At 32.6% G+C, this 21,208-nt stretch carries 19 protein-coding genes; 2 read left to right on the top strand and 17 right to left on the bottom strand.

What is annotated here, in order from left to right; genetic code table 11:
• The 7 genes from CVU84_00400 to CVU84_00430 all read right to left on the bottom strand — a co-directional run bounded on the left by CVU84_00400 (position 1) and on the right by CVU84_00430 (position 7,583).
• Positions 1 to 987, bottom strand: a complete 987-nt coding sequence (locus CVU84_00400; GenBank protein PKM96496.1) for a transferase — start codon at positions 985 to 987, stop codon at positions 1 to 3.
• 415 nt (positions 988 to 1,402) lie between these two features.
• The gene (locus tag CVU84_00405) at positions 1,403 to 2,248 is read right to left on the bottom strand and encodes a hypothetical protein (GenBank protein ID PKM96211.1); all 846 of its coding nucleotides are present in this window, start codon (positions 2,246 to 2,248) and stop codon (positions 1,403 to 1,405) included.
• Positions 2,249 to 2,705: 457 nt separating this feature from the next.
• Positions 2,706 to 3,413 (bottom strand): hypothetical protein, encoded by a 708-nt coding sequence (locus CVU84_00410; protein PKM96212.1) that lies wholly within the window; start codon positions 3,411 to 3,413, stop codon positions 2,706 to 2,708.
• A gap of 8 nt (positions 3,414 to 3,421) precedes the next feature.
• On the bottom strand, positions 3,422 to 4,114 hold the full coding sequence (locus CVU84_00415; protein PKM96213.1) for an ABC transporter: 693 nt from the start codon (positions 4,112 to 4,114) through the stop codon (positions 3,422 to 3,424).
• The gene (locus CVU84_00420) at positions 4,111 to 4,965 is read right to left on the bottom strand and encodes an ATP-binding protein (protein PKM96214.1); all 855 of its coding nucleotides are present in this window, start codon (positions 4,963 to 4,965) and stop codon (positions 4,111 to 4,113) included. Before CVU84_00420 ends, CVU84_00415 begins: the two co-directional genes overlap by 4 nt.
• Before the next feature lie 362 nt (positions 4,966 to 5,327).
• Positions 5,328 to 6,290 carry a stage II sporulation protein P gene (locus CVU84_00425; GenBank protein ID PKM96497.1) on the bottom strand — a complete coding sequence of 321 codons (963 nt, stop codon included), beginning with the start codon at positions 6,288 to 6,290 and terminating at the stop codon, positions 5,328 to 5,330.
• Positions 6,291 to 6,599: 309 nt separating this feature from the next.
• Positions 6,600 to 7,583, bottom strand: a complete 984-nt coding sequence (locus CVU84_00430; GenBank protein ID PKM96215.1) for a GPR endopeptidase — start codon at positions 7,581 to 7,583, stop codon at positions 6,600 to 6,602.
• A gap of 188 nt (positions 7,584 to 7,771) precedes the next feature.
• Between CVU84_00430 and CVU84_00435 the strand changes: the two genes are divergently transcribed.
• Complete coding sequence (locus tag CVU84_00435) at positions 7,772 to 8,035, top strand: 30S ribosomal protein S20 (protein PKM96216.1); 264 nt, start codon at positions 7,772 to 7,774, stop codon at positions 8,033 to 8,035.
• 147 nt (positions 8,036 to 8,182) lie between these two features.
• On the opposite strand, the gene CVU84_00440 is transcribed toward CVU84_00435, so the two are convergent.
• From CVU84_00440 to CVU84_00470, 7 genes are all read right to left on the bottom strand, one after another.
• A complete protein-coding gene (locus CVU84_00440; GenBank protein PKM96217.1) occupies positions 8,183 to 9,175 on the bottom strand; it encodes a DNA polymerase III subunit delta in 993 nt (330 codons plus the stop codon).
• The gene (locus CVU84_00445; protein PKM96218.1) at positions 9,163 to 11,481 is read right to left on the bottom strand and encodes a DNA internalization-related competence protein ComEC/Rec2; all 2,319 of its coding nucleotides are present in this window, start codon (positions 11,479 to 11,481) and stop codon (positions 9,163 to 9,165) included. The genes CVU84_00440 and CVU84_00445 overlap by 13 nt, the downstream gene beginning before the upstream one ends.
• Before the next feature lie 34 nt (positions 11,482 to 11,515).
• Positions 11,516 to 12,436, bottom strand: coding sequence for a hypothetical protein (locus CVU84_00450; GenBank protein PKM96219.1), 921 nt, complete (start codon positions 12,434 to 12,436; stop codon positions 11,516 to 11,518).
• 71 nt (positions 12,437 to 12,507) lie between these two features.
• Complete coding sequence (locus CVU84_00455) at positions 12,508 to 13,914, bottom strand: hypothetical protein (GenBank protein PKM96220.1); 1,407 nt, start codon at positions 13,912 to 13,914, stop codon at positions 12,508 to 12,510.
• On the bottom strand, positions 13,907 to 14,602 hold the full coding sequence (locus CVU84_00460; GenBank protein ID PKM96221.1) for a DNA-binding response regulator: 696 nt from the start codon (positions 14,600 to 14,602) through the stop codon (positions 13,907 to 13,909). The genes CVU84_00455 and CVU84_00460 overlap by 8 nt, the downstream gene beginning before the upstream one ends.
• Positions 14,603 to 14,615: 13 nt before the next feature.
• Entirely contained in the window at positions 14,616 to 15,266 is a 651-nt protein-coding gene (locus CVU84_00465; protein PKM96222.1) for a hypothetical protein, read from the bottom strand.
• Between the two features lie 23 nt (positions 15,267 to 15,289).
• Complete coding sequence (locus CVU84_00470; GenBank protein ID PKM96223.1) at positions 15,290 to 15,745, bottom strand: methylglyoxal synthase; 456 nt, start codon at positions 15,743 to 15,745, stop codon at positions 15,290 to 15,292.
• A gap of 237 nt (positions 15,746 to 15,982) precedes the next feature.
• Between CVU84_00470 and CVU84_00475 the strand changes: the two genes are divergently transcribed.
• Positions 15,983 to 17,923, top strand: coding sequence for an NAD(+) synthase (locus CVU84_00475; protein PKM96224.1), 1,941 nt, complete (start codon positions 15,983 to 15,985; stop codon positions 17,921 to 17,923).
• 71 nt (positions 17,924 to 17,994) lie between these two features.
• On the opposite strand, the gene CVU84_00480 is transcribed toward CVU84_00475, so the two are convergent.
• From CVU84_00480 to CVU84_00490, 3 genes are all read right to left on the bottom strand, one after another.
• Positions 17,995 to 19,752, bottom strand: a complete 1,758-nt coding sequence (locus CVU84_00480; protein ID PKM96225.1) for a diguanylate cyclase — start codon at positions 19,750 to 19,752, stop codon at positions 17,995 to 17,997.
• Positions 19,753 to 19,895: 143 nt separating this feature from the next.
• Entirely contained in the window at positions 19,896 to 20,735 is an 840-nt protein-coding gene (locus CVU84_00485; GenBank protein ID PKM96226.1) for a DegV family protein, read from the bottom strand.
• Between the two features lie 41 nt (positions 20,736 to 20,776).
• Complete coding sequence (locus CVU84_00490; GenBank protein PKM96227.1) at positions 20,777 to 21,199, bottom strand: acetolactate synthase; 423 nt, start codon at positions 21,197 to 21,199, stop codon at positions 20,777 to 20,779.
• Between the last annotated feature and the right edge of the window lie 9 nt (positions 21,200 to 21,208).

The following is a 21,208-nucleotide window of genomic DNA, read 5'->3' on the forward strand; positions in this document are numbered from 1 at the left end:
TTAATCTACTTGATATAACTCTATGAATCTTCTACTTAGTTTATTAATGTCATGATGCTTTTTTGCGTATTTTCTTGACTTCATTCCTATATCACTTAAGCAATCTCTATTATTCAATAAAAATTCTATTTTCTCCTTAATGTTAGTTGGATTAGCCGAAATAATTGGCAATTCTCTTGGGTATTTTTCTTGCATAAAATCACTAATATAGCATACAACAGGTTTGCCAAACGACATATTTTCGATGGAACATAATCCATAAGAGCCTATTAGTATTTGATCAATAATAATATCAGCATTTACATATGTTTTTTTGGCTTCTTCATATGATATTCCTTGAATAAGTTTGAAATCGAAATCATATTTGCTTTGTAACATTTCAATTGCTTGAAGTATATGGATTGTACCTTTTATTTCTGGACTTGTCGGAGCATGAACAATTGTTATTTTTTTATTTTTACTAGGTTCTTCTATTTGGTTAAACTCATTTAGATCTATTGCTTGAGGTATAATGACTAAATTCGAATAATAGTCCTTAACATATTCATATAGTTCATAATCACTCACAATACAAGTATCAATATATTTAGCAAGTTGTTCTAATCGACGCTTAATTGCATCTTCCTTTAAGCATTTTACATTTACAAATGGACTTAACTTAACAGCCTGAGAATATATCCTAACGTCAGATCCCCAATGATGCATGACTACTTTCTTATTAAGTTCTTTAAGCAAGGGTAAGTCCGAACCATCTAATGTTAAACTAGTGCCAAAATGATAATGAAACACGTCAACATCTGCAATTATTCTAGAAGCAAGTAATTTTGTTGCTTCATTTGCTTCAAGAATACTACTGAATGATTTAATATTCATGACCATATCGGATTTATATCCTAAATAATTAGGATAATAATTAATTGCTTTCGCATCCTCACCAACTTTCTTGAGACCTTCAACTATAATATGCATTTGATTGGCAATTTCCATAGTTCCATGAAGAATTCTCAAATAATCCCTTCTTTCCTATTCAGCTATATTCACGTTTTGTTTTAATAATGGCTTTATGTACATCCAGTTATTTAATTGTTGTATGTATCATAAGAACCTGACCTTACTAATATATGCCACCAAATGTAGAACGTGTTTATCACTCATACTACCTATCTACACAACAAAAAAACACCTGAAATTGAATCAGATATTTTAACCGATAATATAAGAAATCCCCCACTTCTTATATTATCGGTGGGGGTTCAAGCCCCACCGATGTCCATGCAAAGCTTACATTCAGTTACGAAACCGTAGCGAATGCGGAGGTATTGTAACTTTGCTAATTTTATTTTACTTATAGTATATGTAACCTCATAAAAACCATCGAACTCTATAATGATTACTCCTGTATTTATAGTTTATTTCTAAATCCTTTTTCTACGGTCAATAACTTTTCGTAATCTACCATTTTACTAATTGTGTTCCTCATTTTCTTTTCTAAAAAATTTGCCATATGATGTTTAAAAGAAGATACTTGAGCTGGAACATACCATTTTGTATCTTTATTAAAAGCATCTTTTTCTTCGTAATATCTTAAATCTGCCTGTAAAATTTGGGGTGCTATTTTACATATCACTCTAAAGACATGAAAAACAAATATTTCTCCAAACTTAGGTTTTAATGTACTAGGTCTAATCATTGCTTTATAAAAGCTATGCGCCGCTTTTTCAAGCTTGGTTCTTCTTTTATCTAGTTCTACTTTGCTCATAGGGAAAGGTAAAATATCCACGTAAACTTTATCTACTACATTGAAACCAGCTGCACTTGCCCAAGTTTCCATTGGAATAAAGACACCCTTTGTTTGCCACTTGGTACAACTAGAAATGAGGAAAGCTCTTTTTCCGAAATACTTAGGTCTATGACAATTATAGGCGACATGATCAAGGAAATTTTTCATAATACCCGTTACACTGAACATGTACCCTGGCGATGCTAAAACTATGGCATCTGCTAGCAATATTTTTTCTTCTATTTCCTTCACTTTTAGGGCATGAGGACATTTGTCTTCACCATAAAAAATACATTGGTGACAACCAATGCAAAAATCTATATGATGATCACTAAGATAAAGATGCTCAAAATCAAATGTTAATTTACCATCCTTCTCAGACTCTTTTTTAAACATCTGTTCGAAATACCTAACTACTTCTACTGTATTTCCAGCCTTTCTTGCCCCGTTAATAACTAATATCTTCATCTATAAATCCTCCCTCGAAATCACGTAAATTATTTACCACCCGCAACTATTTCACTAGTAATCTAATCCTTACTGTGAATCATTCAATACTTAATATAATCTTATCTGAATTGTCATAATCTTTCAATGTTTTTCTGGTTTAATCCGAATTGAACAATACAGAAATTCTCTATACCACCTTTAGAGGACTAGCTTTCAACTTTTGTCTTTACCAAGAAAATCGGCTGTCAGGTTGTTGACTTAATTAATTATCACTTGCGAAACAGAGATAAAAGCATTTTTTCTTCCAGATTAATACAAAGGCAGTAAGTGTTCATTTTTCGCCTGACCGGCCGAAGGGTAAGGCCAGAAAAATGAACACTTACTGCCTTTAATAAGTACACCTATCTGAAAAAATGCTTTTATCGACAGTCCGAATCATACCCATCCTGTTTTTCGTACAATAATCATTGTTTCATTATATTGTTGACTTACGATAATCTCTCCTCAGAATACTCCCTATCCAAAGTAAATGTACAAATAATGCTATTCCAAATACTTGAAGGGATTTTGGATTTTGTATAATCTCAGTTATCCAATAAGTTGGAAAAAGCATAGAAAAATTAGTCAACCATCTTTCATTTAATAGATCTGTCAGGCAAAAAAACAACATAATGTTAAGACCTTTTGCATAAGTTAGTCCCTTTACCTTATCTGTAGCTATTGTAAATATAATCATACCTAATATCATTGAAAATATCCCTAGTAAAACTGACAGCAGAAAAACAACTAATAAGGGAAGCTTGTAAATATCTACAATAAAATAGCCCATAAATGTATAAATTACCGTTGCTACAAAGGCAAAGGATAACCTATTATAAAGATATCCACTTCTTCCAAGTGGCGTTACTGACATCAGCTCTGCTATTTTACCATCTCGCTCATCTAGCATCATAAACCCTGTAACAATACCCAGCATACCTGGTGTCAGTATTAACACCAACGACAATATATACAAATAATAATCCGATAAATCAAAGTCAATATATTCATATAAAAAAGGAATCAAAAAAACGATCATTGCTTTGAAAACCGCAAATATAACTAACGGTAAGCAAAATAATAGTAACATCATAGGTTCTCTTACAAGCTGCTTGAAATCATTTTTTATGTGCTCTATATTCATAATTAGCTTCACCCCCCAAATACAACATACTTATCAAAAACTTTTTCCGTGTACAGCAAAACACAATAATTAATGAAAATCAAATAACTGATTAGAAAAAGCAGTTCCAATCCACCCATTCCTAGGTATGCACCTAACATAAGTCTTAGTGCTGCGACGCTTGGAATAAATGTCAAAAAATAAGTATATTTGAAACCAATAATCGAAAAACAAGGTATAATCAATACCAGCATTATAGGTACCGTCTTCATCAAGTACTGATTAACTGTTTTGCATTTTGCTCCAATCACTATACCACACAACGTAAATAAGGAAGACGTTAGCAGTAAAGCAATTATTAAAATTACCCATTGCACAGAATCAATATAAGTAAGTCGTGTAATCACAACACCAGCAAGAACAGATATGATTGAAAGTGAAATTACTTTTGATAGAACAAATTCACGGGTAGTAAGTGGAGTTACAACTATGGATTGAATGACACCTTGAAGCTTTTCAAGCATAATGATACCACCAACAAAAAACAAACCCAATACTGAAGGATCAGAAAAAACAACAATTGGAACAACAAACTTTAGCCCTGATGGTGGTATCCAAGATAGTGCCACCATATATAAGATGCTTATAACAACATAAATAATATAGAAGCCCTGCTTAAACTGAAAGAGTATATCACTTTTTAATGCATTCAATAGTCTCATAGCAGCTCCCTCCCCGTAAGTTTAATAAATACATCCTCTAAGGTAGCTTCTTGGCTATGAATGGTTTTAATTTCTTTATTCTTCATAATTTCAAAAAAGTCATTATTTTGCCCAATGTTTTGAAGTTCAAAGTGAGACTCTATCAGTTTCCCCGCATCTGCATATTCTAGCTTAAGATTATGTTTTCCATGCTTGAGCATTAACTTTTTGGGCTCATCAATAACAGAGATTTTACCATCCACTATAAAGGCAACTCTATCACATAATTGTTCTGCAACTGTCATATTGTGGGTTGTTAAAAATATCGTCTTTCCACTGGCTTTAAGGCTAACAATCATGTCTTTTATAATCTTCGCATTGACAGGATCAAGTCCTGAGGTTGGCTCATCAAAAAACATCAACTCAGGTTCATGCATGATGGCACGAATAAAATTCAACCGCATCTTCATACCCTTCGAATAGCCTTCAACCTTTTTATCTTTATCAGATAATAGACCCACTTTATCTAAAAGTTGTTGGACATTATCTGTTTTGTTTTTATAATAAGAACGAATTAGTTTCAAATTTTCTTCTGCAGTTAATTTGATGTAGAGATTTGGAAAATCAAATGCAACTCCAATATTTTCATAGAAATCTTTTCCCCAACATCTTCTTTCTTTACCTAACACCTCAACATTACCTTCATACCCTCTTAAAAGTCCAATGATTAATCTCTGAGTCGTTGTTTTACCTGCCCCACTTGGACCTAAAAATCCAAATATTTCGCCTTTTTTTATATCAAAATCAATTTTTTTAATGGCTTCCTTATTTGATTTTGGATAAGTAAAATCAAGCCCTTGAACTGTTATCATGATTTTCCTCCTTAAGAAACGCACCTATTGGTTCTTATTAATTTCATAAAATTACACTTGTTCTTTATTAACAATACCATGGTTACATATTTATATCAATGGTGGTTTAATTCAATTCATAATCTTTTCTAAATTTAATCTATGTAATTTAATGTAATTTAATTTAATTAATTATCAATTAACGAAACAGAGATAAAAGCATTTTTTCTTCTAGATTAATAACAAAGGCAGTAAGTGTTCATTTTTCGCCAGACCGACCGAAGGGTAAGGCCAGAAAAATGAACACTTACTGCCAATAATGAGTACACACCTATCAGAAAAAATGCTTTTGTCGACAGTATGAGCACCAACTTCAACTATAACTATTGCACTACCTGATACAATATCTCTGCTAACGGCTCCATGGCATTTTTAGCTTCCGCAACCGTATTTGTCTGTGCTCCGATCTCTACAAGTAGACTCTTAGGCATAAGATGAAGATTGTATCTATAACCTTTCAAATATATCTTGCGCGTTAATCCAGGATAAATAGCGTTTGCTTGCAAATGCATTTGGAAGCTAAAAGCCATGTTTTCCTTTACATATTTATTTGGCATTGAAGCTAAGCCAGTCATTTTTCCGTCCTTCATAATTCTACTTAGCCCATTAAAAAACATTATTTTAGCAGTTGGCTTACCATTTACTTCAGTTACTAGCTTAACATTATCAGGTATACCATCTCTATGAACATCGATTAAAACTTCAATAGAAGGGTTTTTTTTGATGGCATCTTTTAGTGCTGGTTCTATTTTTTCATATGCTTGACTTCTGTCTAGTTTCCCATCAATAACATCATATTCGCCGTTTAAATGTATAACTTTAATTCCATATTCTTCCTCAAGTATTCTAGTCAACTCATCGCCTACACCAACAATCGTGTCGCTCTTAACTCCAGGCTTACTATCTATAAACGCCTCTTGAGAGTGAGTATGGTATATTAACACTTTAGGGCCGTCCTCTTTCAAATTAATGGATTGATCCGACTGCATAAAATATTTTACATCAAAAAGATTTTTCTCAGCGCTTATATTTGCATCAACGGTATACATTTTGTTCAACATAAAATTAAAATCAGCTAACTGTTCTAATGTATAAGACATTGCTTGTACAGATTCCGTATCATGTAAATCATCTAATGTAAATTTTTCATCTTCAGCATATTCACCTTTGTGTTCGTCCAGATAGGGGTATATTTCGACCATGGAATCACTCGAAATTATTTGAGTGTTGACCATATACGATAGTATGGGAAGATAATGATTCGTAAAAAGTGTAAATTTATTCATTTCTTTTGTAGTCTCATCAATATAGGTCCCACATAAATATTCTAAATTTGGACTAATTGAAAAGGTGGACTTTACAAATAACTCAATGGGTATCTTTTTGAAGGTATCTTCAAAAACATAAGCTATATTCTTGCCCTCGAAACTAATTACTAACTGCCTAGCCAGCAATACTGTGACAACAATTACAATGGTTAAATAAAAATTCAAGACCTTTTTTCCATTTCTGTAAATATGCGATTTTTCCATATAAATTCCTTGCCTTTGTCTAGAGTATTATTACTCTTATTAATATATTAGGCAAACAATTTTTTATGATAACCAACTTCTTATTTCTTCATATTCCATATCAGGATGTAAGGTTCTATTGAGCGCCATAGCAACAATATCACTTATTCTTTCTATAACTTCATCTATTTCTTTTGGTGTTACAAACAGATTACCCACGTAGGGATACAAAATCTCCTTAATTAACTTGTACTTTTCAACATCCGTCATTTGAAACATCGCATCTATGATCTGACCTGAGCCATTTGAACTCTTAACTTGATTGATAAGTTCCTCCATCGTATCATTTACAATGGTAGCTGCATCAACTACAGTGGGAACACCTATCGCAATAACTGGTACCCCTAAGGTCTTCTGTGTTAAACCTTTTCTTCTATTTCCGACACCTGAACCTGGGTGGACTCCTGTATCTGCAATCTGTATAGTTGTATTCACACGATTTGTCCGCCTAGATGCAAGGGCATCAACAGCAATAACAATGTCAGGTTTAATTGTATCTACTACGCCCTTTACGATTTCAACAGTTTCCATACCCGTTTGTCCCATAACTCCTGGTGCAATTGCACTTACTGACTGAATCACATCGTCATTCATACCTTCAAATTCTTGAAATAGATGTCTAGTTACAATTAAGTTAGCAACAACCTTAGGTCCTAACGAGTCAGGAGTGACTCTTTGGTTCCCTAAACCAATTACTAGAATTGTCTTATTTCTCAAATCAACTATCTTCTTCAACTCATTTGCAACTGCTTCAACAATATCTTTCTTTTCATCTGTTGAATTTCTTTTAATACCTTCACATTCTATTGTAATATAATTACCAATAGGCTTATGGATTTGTTTCTCGCCATCCTCATCTAACACTTGAACCTTGGTAATATGCATATTCAATTCATCAAGCTTTTCAGTAATGACCTTAATACCTTTCAACTCTGTTTTAATATCTCCAGCAATCTCTCTTGCCTCAAGCGCCAAGTCGGTTCTGATACTCATTTTCTCTTCTTCCATATAAGTTCACCTCACTTTATAATCTATAAAATAGTATTCTCATTTACGGTTGAAATATTATATTTAAAAAACTTATTGACTTATTAATACATTTCATTTAAAATAAGAGGGTGCGTTTGATAGTTCGAAATAATTAACAGGAATATATTTTCGTTCTACGAAAATAGTAAAGTACGGAGGTGAATCGATTGGCTAATATTAAGTCAGCAAAGAAAAGAATACTAGTAACAGAGACTAAAACTCTTAGAAACAAAGTAATTAAATCAAAAGTTAAGACTGAAACTAAGAAAGTTATTGGTGCTGTTAACACAAGTGATAAAGTTGCAGCTGCAGCTCAATTACTCGTTGCAATTTCTGAAATAGATAAAGCAAAAGCTAAAGGCATTTTTCACAAGAACACAGCTTCTAGAAAAGTAGCTCGTTTAACAAAATTAGTAAATAGCATGGAATAATCAATAAGCCATACCTTAGGGTGTGGCTATTTAATTACAAAAGCCACGATTGCAGATAACCTACAATAGTGGCTTTTGTAATTATGATCTTATTCTATTGTCTTCAAATAGGCTATCAAATTTACATTAGTACCAATTCCACTCGTTTTATGCACTATATTTTATAATCAGCAACTCAATACCAAGAGTAATGTCCATTTTTCCTGTCTTCATCTGAACTTCTGCATCCAAACATTGTTTTAGCGCCTCTTTTAGTTGAACAATCGAAAAGTTTTTTGCTTGCTTCATATTTTTATCAAGTACAAAGGGTGGTAATTTTAGTTTAGAAGCCATTTCTTGACGTTGTGCTCCCTTCTCTAACATGAGCTTTGTCTGCAAAATCAATCTAAATTGTCTAGTTAACATAAATAAAACTCTAGTTGGAGGTTCTCTTAGTACGACTAAATCGTTATAGAGCTTGAGAGCGTGTTGTCTTCTACTTCCTCCCATACAATCTACAAGATCAAATATTCTATTTTCAACGCTCTTTGTACATATTTCATCAATTGTTTGTTTTGAGACAATATCGGACTCTTTATTGTAGGCAACTAATTTATCTAATTCGTTATGAATTGTGGCTAGATCAAATCCAACCGTATGGATAAAATGTTTAGCAACAACTTTTTCTATTTTTTTATTGTGTTTGTTTAGTTGGTCAGCAATATACTGAACCAAATCATCTTCAGATAATCTGTTGAATTCTATCGTTCGACCTAGACTATTTATTTTTTTAAATAATTTCGTTCTTTTGTCTACTTCATTTTCAACAATAAAGAGTACTGTTGTACTTGGCAATGTGCTAAGTGCTTCAATTAACTTTTCTGTTTTTGAAGCATTTTTGGCTTGAAAGAGTTCAAGACTTTTCATAACAACTACTCTTTTTTCACCTAAAAATGGTAACGTATCCATTGCATCAATCATTTTATCAATTTGATTGCCTTGCGCTTCAAAAACATCCAAATTCATAACCCTGTCTGAATCTATCATAACTGAATCAACAGCCTTATCTAAATAAGCATTCAAAATATAATGTTCTTCACCATAAAATAAATAGATACCTTGAATTTGTTTTTCCTTAATTTGTTTTTTCAATTGTTGCATATATACTTAACCTTCCTTTTAGTAAAATATGTTTCCACTAAGTAGGTTTCTCCCTTTGTTGTAATAATGACTGCACCTTCATTTGAGATATGATACTCATCAATACCTAGTAGTTTATAGCGCTTAACGACCTCAACTGCAGGGTGTCCATAGATATTATGCTTTCCATAGCTAAATATTGCAACAGTAGGGTCTACACGCTCAAGAAAGCCATGCGTTGAGGAGGTTTCCGATCCATGATGTGGTACCTTTATGATATCTGCTTCAACTCCCTCATGAGATTGTATTATGTCTTCTTGAGGTTCTTCAATATCACCCGTAAATAAGACGTTAAAATCCTTATATCTAACGTTCAATACAAGTGATTTTTCATTGTTATTCTTGTAATTTGCTTCCGAAATCTTTGGATAAATACATTCAATATGAAAACCTTTATGTTTATATTTATAACCTTCACTAAAGTAATAAACCTCTATTCCCTTGTCATTAGCACAAGTAAGCAATGTCTTAGTTAAATCATCTTGTTCTTGTTCATAGGGCTTTGGTAAAACGATAAAATCTGTTTTAATCTCTTTAATAACCTCAATTATACCATAAATATGATCAAAATCGCTATGGCTAATAAAAATTCCATCAATATGGTTTATCCCTTCTGATTCCAAATATGGTATAAGGACATAAATACCCGTATTATTAGTAGTAGAATTTTTTGATATGCTTAATTTCCCTCCTCCATCAACAATAAATACCTTACTACTATACTGAATAACAGCTGAATCTCCTTGTCCAACATCTAAAAAAGTTGCTTTTAGTCGACCAATTTGGTTTAAGCTCGTCGTTCCAATAAAAATAGTGCATAGGAGAACAATAACTACCATGACTTTTTTCTGCCTTACACAAACAAATACATAGTAGTAAAAAATCATTAAAATACTTGGTTTTCCAATTGTTAATGTATTTAGTGGTAGTTTCATAACCCCTTCACAGCACATTTCAATATATTTAAGGGCAAAATAAACAATCCCTCCAACGATTTCTCCAGCAGGCAACCATATAAACGATACTAATATTGCCAAAATTCCAAAGGCAATTAGAATCGTAGAAACAGGAACTATGAATAGATTCACAATAATTGAATAAATAGATAGTTTATAAAAAAACCATGCTAATATTGGATAAGTAAATAAACTTGCCCCTAGTGTAACAAAGAGCATATTTATAAGCATATTATTGTTTGAATTATATCGGGTATTTAATATCGGAGTTAAAGACAAGATTCCATAAACAGCAGCGAAAGATAGCAAAAAACCAACATCCAACAATTGGTACGGATTAACAACTACAATCATTGTACCTGCAATAAATAATGCCGAAACAGCTTCATAACTTTCGTTAAAAAAAATAGTTAATAACATTAACGTAAGCATAATAGTAGCTCTTAAAGTAGAAGTACTTCCTCCAGTTAAGACGCAATATAACCAAAGTATGACAATACAAATAATCCCACATGTTCTTTGACTCTTTATAAAATTTTTTAATAATTGGAATAATCCCATGCCAATGATTGATACATGGAGCCCTGAAATGGCTAAAAGATGTGAAATGCCTGCTACCTGGTATAGCTCTTTAGTTGAATCATTTAGTATACCCTTTGAACCTAGAAGCATCGTATTCATAATACTCGCTTCGTTACTAGGAAACAATTTATTTACTTGGCTTTCAAGTCTAACTCTAAAGTTATTCAATATCCTGTCTGCATCATACTTACCACGATTTAATAACTTAATGTTTGAAGCGTAAACAGTAAAATATATCTTATCTGCATAATAATACTGCCTTGCATCAAACGCTCCTGGATTGGTTTTCTGTAAAAAGGATTGCATATTACCCATTACTTGAATCCTGTCTCCAACTTTATAAGGTTCAATATTTTTACCGTATATTATTACTTTAATCCCCGTGTTAACTTTGTAGTTGCCTTGAGATATTTTGCTAAGCTTACAAATCATTTTATTACTTTCAAACTCAATTTCTTTAATTTCCGCTGTAGCTTCAATAGGTTTGTTGTAGTCAATGCTCTTATCTATTTTTTGTATCAGGCAATTTACTCTTCCACTGTTAAAATATCCTACTAAACATATCATTGAAAATATAGCTAGGAATTTCCACTGCTGTACCTTTGTCATAAGGCATACACAAACAATGATAGCAAATAATAACATCACAACGTAAAACCAATCAAAATAAATTCGCATTAAGCTACCAGCAGCAAAACATATAAATATTACGATTGCTGGTCTTTTCATCAAGTCCTCTCTCCCCCAGTTCAGACTATGAATTTTATTTTTTTATTAAATCTAGGTTGGTTTGAAACAATACGTTAAAGTCAATATGACCTTTGTATTCCTCTCTGACAGTACCTTCTATCAAAAATTGTACCTTTGTTATTTTATTAAGCTCTGTCAAAGTATTTACAACAGAATAGATCGTCATGGTTTCACCAGTTGAACCACCCGTATGCTTACTTACAAATTCTTCACTAAAATCGACATAACAAACGCCTTCATTTGTGTATACATTTTTAACTTTCGTACCTTCCGGAATGGTTCTTCTTAGATTGTTATCCGCTGGACCTTTGATTAGCAAGTCAAGAACAACCTTTTCAATTTGTTCTTCTGCATTCAGTTTGATTTCATATTCAACAGGAACCAAATACATTCCCTCATCATCTGAAAAGTATAATGTAACGGTCTTTACATTTTGTTCTGAAGCATCCTCTTCAAAGAAGTCAAGCACTACATCACTTTCCTTCATTGCTCCAAGAACCATACCCGAGGAATTTTGATATGGTACACTACCAATATAAAATTCGACCGTTTCGATTTCTTCAAGCATTGCTAGAGATTTAACCAATGAAGATCTGCATATAATTTCTTCAATCGAACTCATTGCTGTGTAGCTTTCATTAAAGCTTAATACCACCTTGTTTTTTTCCATCTTAAAGTTCAGAATTTCTACACTTTTAGGAATTGTGGCGTTCGTACCACTCGTACCCTCTCTGAGTATTTCGATTACATTTGTTATTTTAGTGTTAACTGTTTTATCCTCAAGTGAAACCTTAACAGGAACAAGACCATTCATATTAGAATTTGCTAAATAAACAGTATACGAGCTTTCATTATTTTCTTTATTATTTGATTGACTTGCAACAATTCCTATACCAATCAAACATACAAAAATTATAAAAATAATTTTCTTCATGCAAGCACCTCCTTACTATACTTAATATTATATAGAAATAATATTTCAATTTTATGAACATTCATTTAACTTTAAATTATGTGCTTTAATGGTATCTTCACTATAAACTTAGTTCCCTTTTCTACTTCACTTTCACATCTAATTGTTCCATAATGCATTAATACTGTTTTGCTAACGATTGATAATCCAAGTCCAGTACCACCAGTATCTCTTGCCCTATTTTTATCAATCCGATAAAATCTTTCAAAAATTTTCTCAATGCTATCTTCAGGAATTCCTATTCCCGTGTCTTTAACAACAAGTTCAAATTCTTTATGGTCAGCATTAAGTGAAGTTGTAATTAAACCAAAGTCTTTATTATATTTAATCGCATTTTCTACTAAATTGGTAATTGCTAAAGCCATTTTTGTTTCGTCAATTTCTGCTACTATAGAACGATAGCTTTCAAATATCATTTGAATATTCCGCTTACCTGCAATAGGCTTTAATCGCTTTAAGGTAGCTTCGACTAATTCATTTACATTAACCTTTGAAACGTTAAGCTGGTTATCCTTCTTATCAAGTGTAACTAAAGTTAACAAATCATTGATTATTTTGCTTTCTCTGTCCACTTCAGAATTGATATCCTCTAAGAATTCACGATAAATTTCCTTAGAAACATCCTCTCTTGAAAGGATTGATTCAGCAAGAACCTTCATAGAACTAAGGGGTGTCTTAAGTTCATGTGATACATTTGCAACAAACTGCTGTCTATTTTCTTCAACTTCTAAAAATCTATGGATCATATGATTAAAGGATATAGATATCTCTTCAATCTCATTGTTGCCCCTTACTGTTAGCTTTTCATCAATATGTCCTTCGGTAACACCTTTTATGTATTTTATAAATAATTTAAAGGGTTTGGTTAATAAACCTGAGGTTACATAGCTTAAGATAATAATTAGAATAACAAACCCCAACACAATCAATAATGCAATATTTTTCAAGCTAGAAATTGACGTTGTCAAATTTTCATAAGAACTGGTCACGACAACAACACCTAGTACGGTTTTTGTTTGAGTATCCATAATAGGTGTAACAACCTTACCTAAGTTTTCTTTTTTTAAATAAGAATATTTACCTTCACCATTTAAACCCGTTAAAATACCTTTTGTAACATAAAGTTTACCTGTCTCAATATCATTAGAGTCAAATATAACCATACCGGTCGCATCAATGATTAAAGTTCTACCATCTACTAAAGCATTGATAGTACTTAAATATTCCTTATTGCGATTTTCGTTAAAGTAACCAGTTACAACAAGATTCGTTGCTATCGTATTTGCTTTTCGAAACATACTTGTCTTCATTTCATTTTCATAATCGCTACGAAAAGATGAAATTAGCATATTGCTTAGTACGATTAATGGTACAATGCTTACTACAACGAAAATGATAAATGATTTAAAACGTATACTACCAAAAAGCTTTTTATACATGTTGATAATAATATCCAACGCCCCATTTCGTATGAATATAGGTTGGCTCACTTGGATTTGGTTCAACTTTTTCCCTTAATCTTCTTACATGAACATCAACCGTTCTAACATCACCTGGATAATCGTAACCCCATACAATGTTTAAAAGGTTTTCTCTACTGTAAACTTTATTGGAATGGTTCACAAATAACTCAAGTAAATCAAATTCCTTTGCTGTTAATGATACTTCCAGCTCCTTAACATAAACTCGTCTGCTTTCGCTATTAATCTTAAGATCCCCAGACATTATGATTGGGTTACCCTCTGCACCTTCAGCTGCACCGTATTTTGATCTTCTAAAAATTGCTTTTATTCTTGCCTTAAGCTCGAGTATATTAAAAGGCTTCGTCATATAATCATCTGCGCCGTACTCTAATCCTAATATTTTATCCATATCATCACCCTTTGCAGTGAGCATGATAATGGGAACTACTGAAAACTCTCTTATTTGTTGGCAAACGCTTAATCCATCAATCTTTGGTAGCATGACATCTAGCACGATTAAATCATACTCTTTACCTCTTGCAAGGTTCAATGCTTCTTCGCCATCAAAGGCGCTGTCTACTTCAAAGCCATCTTGCTCAAGACTAAATGTAATGCCCTTAATAATTAATTTTTCGTCGTCAACTACAAGTATTTTCTTGCCCATTCCTTCACCCCTTCTAAATCGTAATTAAGTCTTTTATATTTTCAAACATTGCTTCCTTAATGCCACTTACCTTCTTAATATCTTCAATACTTGAAAATCCACTTCCAGATTCTCTATACTGAATGATACTCAATGCTTTTGATTCACCAATACCTGGCAATGTCATAAGCTGCTCTTTTGATGCGTTGTTAATGTTGATTAATTTAGTAGAACCTTCTATAGCAAAATCACCTTTGATAACTTCATCTTGCGTAGGAAAATAAATCTGTTCTCCATCTCTTGCTACACGGGCTTGATTTACTGCTTCAATTGCAACATCTGGAGTAAGTCCTCCAGCCATTTCAATAATTTCAAAAATCCTAGTTCCTAGTGGAACCTTATAAACGCCTTGATTTTTAACTGCACCACACATCTGAATATAAATATCCTTACTTATCTGGGTTTCTTCAATCTCTGGCTCACCTTGCGGCACTTCTTCAGCTGTAATATTTACATCTTCCTTGTCATTAAAACCAAACAAAGAATAACAAATCCCACATATGATCATTACAGCTATAAAAATAGCATAAACAATTTTTTTGTTACCTCGCATCTCTCTCCTTATCCTTTCCTCTCTCATTAGTATAGTAACGCAGTTTATCTCTATTTTTTTAATTCCCTGCATTTATGAAATGATTCATTTAACTTCTATATGTTGATACTTCTTTTGATTCGTTGTGAATAATCAATTATGTATCTATCATATTCTTGATCTAATAATGGTGATGTAAACATAAAATCTGCACTAGCTTGGTTTGTTGCAATTGGAATATCATATAATACAGCAATTCTAAGAAGTGCCTTTACATCTGGATCATGAGGTTGTGCTTCAAGTGGATCCCAAAAAAATATCAAAAAGTTGATATCATTTTCTATAATTCTAGAACTTATTTGTTGATCACCACCTAGTGGCCCACTTAAAAATGTTCTAACCGGCAATCCTGTTTCTTTTGCAATTAATGCACCTGTAGTACCTGTTCCATATAAAAAATGTGAAGAAAGCACGTCCTTATTCTTTTTAACCCATGCGATTAAATCTTTTTTACAATTATCATGTGCAACCAACGCTATTTGTTTTTGCACTCCCATTTTTCTATCTAACATAATTATGCTCCTTCTGTTTATACATCACATCAATTTTCAACATATTTTTAAAATGATATCCGATGTACATTGAACTTAAATATTTGTCTTCATTACCCTTCTTATTCTACATAATAATTTTTAGAATTACAACATAAATAGATAGATTTGTGTAAATAGTTCGTGAAATCATTGCTGTGCATGATGGTAATGTGATAAAATAAATGTAAAATGAATGCTTGTCTAGGGAGTGATCAAATGACAAATTATGGCTTTATACGTGTAGCTGCTGCTTCACCTGAAATAAAAGTTGGATATTGTTCCTACAATACGAATGAAATTATCCACTTAACAAAACTCGCATTAACTGATAAGGCCTCTCTAATAGTCTTTCCAGAGTTATGTATAACCGGCTACACCTGTGGCGATTTATTCTTTCAACAACAATTAATTTCTGAAGCTCTCAAATCTTTAATTGAGCTTAAAAGTTTTTCGATTGATAAAAAAATATGTATGATTGTTGGCTTACCTGTTAAAGTATTAAATAGCCTTTATAATTGTGCAGCTTTCATTTGCAATGGTAAGATTATAGGATTAGTGCCAAAAAGCTTCATGCCTAATTACAATGAATTCTACGAACATAGATGGTTTGCTTCTGCCAATGATTTATCTGTTCAAGAAATTATAATTGATCGAGAAGTTGTACCAATAGGAGCAGATTTGATTTTTGCTCATAATGAACTTGTAGATTTCAAGTTAGGTATTGAAATATGCGAAGATTTATGGACACCAATACCGCCTAGTACATTCCTAACATTAAATGGTGCTACTCTTATTGCCAATCCTTCAGCAAGCAATGAATTGGTCAGCAAAATCGATTATAGAAAGCAACTTCTCTCAAGTCAATCTGCCAGAACTGTAAGTGGTTATATCTATGCGTCTGCTGGCTTTGGAGAATCTACAACTGATGTTGTCTATGGTGGTCATTGTCTTATATACGAAAACGGAGCTAAACTATTAGAAAACAAGCGTTTTCAACTTAAATCTAATTATATAACCTCTGATATTGATCTTGATAAACTAGCTATGGATCGAATAAGAATGACCACATATAGGGAAAGTTCAACTTGGATGAATAGTGGATACCGACAACTATCCTTTGATATTCCTATTGATGATTTTGAATTAAGTCGAAAAATTGATCCTCATCCCTTTGTTCCAAAAAATAAAAACAAAAGAGATGAACGATGCGAAGAAATATTTTCTATTCAAACCTCTGCCTTAGCCAAGCGCATACGCCATATTGGCTGTAATAAAGTTGTGATTGGAGTTTCTGGTGGTTTAGACTCTACTTTGGCACTTTTGGTATGTGCTAAGACCTTTGATATGCTGAAGTTAGATAAAAAAAATATGATTGGTGTTACAATGCCTGGTTTTGGAACTACAGACAGAACGTATACCAATGCTCTTTTGCTTATTGAAAAACTGGGGGCAACTAAAAAAGAAATACCTATTCAGGAAGCATGTATGCAACATTTTGAAGCAATTGGGCATGATCCTTTGGTCCATGACATTACATATGAAAATGTACAAGCAAGAGAACGCACACAAATTCTTATGGATTTATCCAACAAAGAAGGCGCTATCGTAATCGGTACAGGTGACTTATCTGAATTAGCTCTTGGCTGGGCTACCTATAATGGAGATCATATGTCTATGTACGGCGTAAACGCATCAATTCCTAAAACATTGGTTCGTTATTTGGTTGAATGGGTAGCATCTAAATCCAATGATGACGGTTTACAAAACACATTAAGCGATATATTATTAACCCCAGTTAGCCCTGAACTACTACCTCCTGATCATGATGGTAATATTCAACAAAAAACCGAAGAAGTCATTGGACCCTATGAATTACATGATTTCTTTCTATACAATATGGTGCGTTATGGATATACTCCGATAAAAATATTATTTCTTGCCGAAAAAGCATTTGAAGATATATATACAAAGAAAGTTATTTTGTCTTGGTTAAAAACCTTTTATAAACGATTTTTCTCACAGCAGTTTAAACGTTCCTGCTTGCCGGATGGTCCTAAGGTTGGATCAATTTGCTTATCTCCTAGAGGTGATTGGCGAATGCCAAGTGATGCTGCTGTAGCTTGTTGGCTGAAAGATTTAGATGAAATAAATGCATAATGAAAACAAAAGGTATCTCCTTGGCGCTACAGCTTGCTGTCTCAAGGATATACCTTTTTCATTACATTACATTATTTTATAGTATGAATACTTTCCTTTTCTCTTTTTATAATACACTTTGTATGCCCATCATACCCAGTGTCAAAGGAAGAAATAAAACCATCAATTTTCTGCTGATCTAACGGTTTAGAATATATATATCCTTGAATAGTATCACATTTATTATTGTATAAATAACTCAATTGCTCTTGTGTTTCTACTCCTTCAGCAATAACCTCCAAGCCAAATTGATGTCCTAAGGTAATAATAGCATTTAAAATATGCTCATTCTTAGATTTTTCAACTAAAATATCATCTATGAAAGTTTTATCGATTTTCAAGGTGGAAATTGGCAATTCCTTTAAATAATTTAAGGAAGAATATCCTGTCCCAAAGTCATCAAGTGCAACCTTTATTCCCTTTTCTCTCAATTTATGCAGTTTACTTATTGTTTGATCAAAAGAATGTATTAAAATTGACTCTGTTATTTCTAATTCGAGATACTCTTCGGAAAACTGATAATCCTTTAAGGCATTTTCAACTACTTCAACGAAATTATCCTGCATCCATTGTACCACTGAAATATTAACTGAAATAATATATTTTTTATCACCCATATTTAGTTTCGAACCAAATTCAATGGCTGTTTTCAAAACCCATTCGCCAATTTCAATTATGATTTTAGTTTCTTCTGCAATAGGTATAAATCTATTAGGAGGAACAAATCCCAAGTCTTCATTTACCCACCTAATAAGTGCTTCGAATCCTCTAATTTCGCCTGTATTAAAGTCTACCTGTGGCTGGAAATGCAAAATAAATTCATCGTTAGCCAATGCTAGTTTTAATTTTTCCTCAAACAGAATTTTTTCATCCATATATCGTTTTAAGGATGCTTCAAAAATTGAGTAGGTACCTTTTCCCGCATCCTTTGCTTTATATAAAGCAACATCCGCAAACTTGACCAAATCATTTAAATCCTTTGTGGTTTCTGGGAACATCGAAATCCCAATGCTCATTGAGACTGTTGTCTTAGTTGATATGTGTAGATTTTTCTTAAAATCATCAATGATACTACTAGCAAATTGATGTATAAAAGTCAAATCAGCTTTACCTTCAATGTAGATTGCAAATTCATCTCCACCAATTCGATATAATTTCATATGATCGTTGATTAAACATTGAATCCGTTGTGATATGTTCAGTAGTGTTTTATCTCCATAATCATGACCGTAAATATCATTTACATACTTGAAATTATCAACATCAATGAGTAACAAGACAAAACATTCATCTTCCTTAGCCTCATTAATTTTTTTTGATAAGTCATGATAGAATAATCTCCGATTTGGTAACAACGTTAAGTGATCTTGATATGCCAATTTATAAAGCTTTTCCTTGTATTCTACTAGCACCTTATACTGCACTTGGAGGTCTTGTTTAGATACTTCTAGCTCTTTATATGTTTCGGATAATTCTTCATAGCTATCTATTAGCTTATTTTCTTGCTTATGAATTCTTATAATTAACCTTGAAATAAGGCTATATACTAAAACAGCTGTTACGGCAACATAAAACCAGCCCTTTATAATATTGATTTTGCTCAATAATGCTTGATTACTGACTATTTTACTTAACACAACATCAGAAGATAAAACCCAGACTGCACCAAAAAACAGATAAATAAGCGTAATTCTCAAAGGAGAATATTTATAATTATTCAATTCTTCGTGAATTTTATCTTTTTTATACGTGAGATTAATAGATGTATTTTCATTTTTATAATTATCCATACTTGTCTCCTACAATCATCCATAAGTACCCATAGTCAATAGTATAATCTATATAAAACAACTATATACTATGTCTATAAAGATGATATGTTTAATCTGTGTCTTTATTATGTCTTCACTAAGAACAAGTTAGATGATTTATTTTATTTTTTCACATAGAAGACAGCTAGCACTCCTGGTCCAGCATGAGTTCCTATAATAGCTCCAATTTCTCCGATAATGATTTCTCCATTATAACCAACATCTCTTTTAAGGGCTTCAACCATCTTATCCGCAAAGGGTCTATCTTGGGAGTGACCAACAATAACCAAATCACTTTTTTCATAATCAATCGTATTTTTAATATGATCAACGTAATAAGAGATCACTTTGTTTCGTCCTCTTACTTTTCCAAAAGGGACTGTAAGTGCATCTTCAACCACTAAAACCGGCTTAATATTAAGCACTTCCGCAATCACCGCCTTTGAGGCTTTGATTCTCCCACCCTTTTTTAGATACTTTAGGGTATCTACACAAAAAAGATGTTCAATTCTATTATTTGTATGGAAATTGACCATACCTAAAATTGCTTCTAAGACCTCACCCTTTTCTAACATTTTTCCAATCTTAATTACAATCATTCCTGTTCCTAAACAGAGGGAATTAGAGTCAATCAGAGTAATATCTTCTGTCTCTAAGGCTTCTTTCGCGATACCTGCTGATTGAAAAGTTCCACTTGCATTGGATCCAATGGTAACACAAATTATTTTATTCCCTTGGTCTAGCTCTTTTTTAAATGCATTCATGAAACTTTCAGGTGTTACTTGTGATGTGATCGGTAATGTTTCTGATAATTCAAGCTTATCGTAAAACTCTTTTGGAGTTAGGTCAAAATATTCTTCTTCACTAAATCTTACCGATAAGGGTACGACAGTTATTTTATATTTTTCAATTACTTCTAATGGTAAATCTGCTGAAGAATCGGTGAAAAGTTTGTAGGTCATTTTTTTCCCCTCGGCCCTATCATTTGGGCTTTCCTTGTTTTTTATTTGTATACATCATCTGCTTTTAATAATTCAATATCCTTCTGCGTCAGTACATAGATGGCTTCTTTTGGATCAGAAACCTTCATAATGACCGCTGCTTTACTTTCTAATGCATAGGCATACATGTACTCAATCCCAATATTCGCCTTGGATAAAATTTCTATTGCATCGTGGAGAGCCCCAGGCTTATGTGCAACAGATAAACAAATGACATCTGTTAAGTTAACTGAAAACTCCGCTTCTTTTAGCAGTTTCACGGCTTTCTCACCGTCATTTACGATTAATCTGAGCAAACCATATTCTGATGTATCCGCAACACTTAGGGCTGATATATTAATGTTGTTTTCTCCGAGTACTTTTGTTACTTCTTCTAATCGTCCAGATTTGTTTTCAATAAATATTGTTAATTGCTTAATAATCATATGAATTCT

It is taken from the genome of Firmicutes bacterium HGW-Firmicutes-1 (genome assembly GCA_002841625.1).
Lineage (GTDB): Bacteria > Bacillota > Clostridia > Lachnospirales > Vallitaleaceae > HGW-1.

Excerpts from the sequence above, each read along its gene's own strand:
- CVU84_00400 (PKM96496.1), bottom strand. The coding sequence starts at position 987 with ATGGAAATTGCCAATCAAATGCATATTATAGTTGAAGGTCTCAAGAAA.
- CVU84_00405 (PKM96211.1), bottom strand. The coding sequence starts at position 2,248 with ATGAAGATATTAGTTATTAACGGGGCAAGAAAGGCTGGAAATACAGTA.
- CVU84_00410 (PKM96212.1), bottom strand. The coding sequence starts at position 3,413 with ATGAATATAGAGCACATAAAAAATGATTTCAAGCAGCTTGTAAGAGAA.
- CVU84_00415 (PKM96213.1), bottom strand. The coding sequence starts at position 4,114 with ATGAGACTATTGAATGCATTAAAAAGTGATATACTCTTTCAGTTTAAG.
- CVU84_00420 (PKM96214.1), bottom strand. The coding sequence starts at position 4,965 with ATGATAACAGTTCAAGGGCTTGATTTTACTTATCCAAAATCAAATAAG.
- CVU84_00425 (PKM96497.1), bottom strand. The coding sequence starts at position 6,290 with ATGAATAAATTTACACTTTTTACGAATCATTATCTTCCCATACTATCG.
- CVU84_00430 (PKM96215.1), bottom strand. The coding sequence starts at position 7,583 with ATGGAAGAAGAGAAAATGAGTATCAGAACCGACTTGGCGCTTGAGGCA.
- CVU84_00440 (PKM96217.1), bottom strand. The coding sequence starts at position 9,175 with ATGCAACAATTGAAAAAACAAATTAAGGAAAAACAAATTCAAGGTATC.
- CVU84_00445 (PKM96218.1), bottom strand. The coding sequence starts at position 11,481 with ATGAAAAGACCAGCAATCGTAATATTTATATGTTTTGCTGCTGGTAGC.
- CVU84_00450 (PKM96219.1), bottom strand. The coding sequence starts at position 12,436 with ATGAAGAAAATTATTTTTATAATTTTTGTATGTTTGATTGGTATAGGA.
- CVU84_00455 (PKM96220.1), bottom strand. The coding sequence starts at position 13,914 with ATGTATAAAAAGCTTTTTGGTAGTATACGTTTTAAATCATTTATCATT.
- CVU84_00460 (PKM96221.1), bottom strand. The coding sequence starts at position 14,602 with ATGGGCAAGAAAATACTTGTAGTTGACGACGAAAAATTAATTATTAAG.
- CVU84_00465 (PKM96222.1), bottom strand. The coding sequence starts at position 15,266 with ATGCAGGGAATTAAAAAAATAGAGATAAACTGCGTTACTATACTAATG.
- CVU84_00470 (PKM96223.1), bottom strand. The coding sequence starts at position 15,745 with ATGTTAGATAGAAAAATGGGAGTGCAAAAACAAATAGCGTTGGTTGCA.
- CVU84_00475 (PKM96224.1), top strand. The coding sequence starts at position 15,983 with ATGACAAATTATGGCTTTATACGTGTAGCTGCTGCTTCACCTGAAATA.
- CVU84_00480 (PKM96225.1), bottom strand. The coding sequence starts at position 19,752 with ATGGATAATTATAAAAATGAAAATACATCTATTAATCTCACGTATAAA.
- CVU84_00485 (PKM96226.1), bottom strand. The coding sequence starts at position 20,735 with ATGACCTACAAACTTTTCACCGATTCTTCAGCAGATTTACCATTAGAA.
- CVU84_00490 (PKM96227.1), bottom strand. The coding sequence starts at position 21,199 with ATGATTATTAAGCAATTAACAATATTTATTGAAAACAAATCTGGACGA.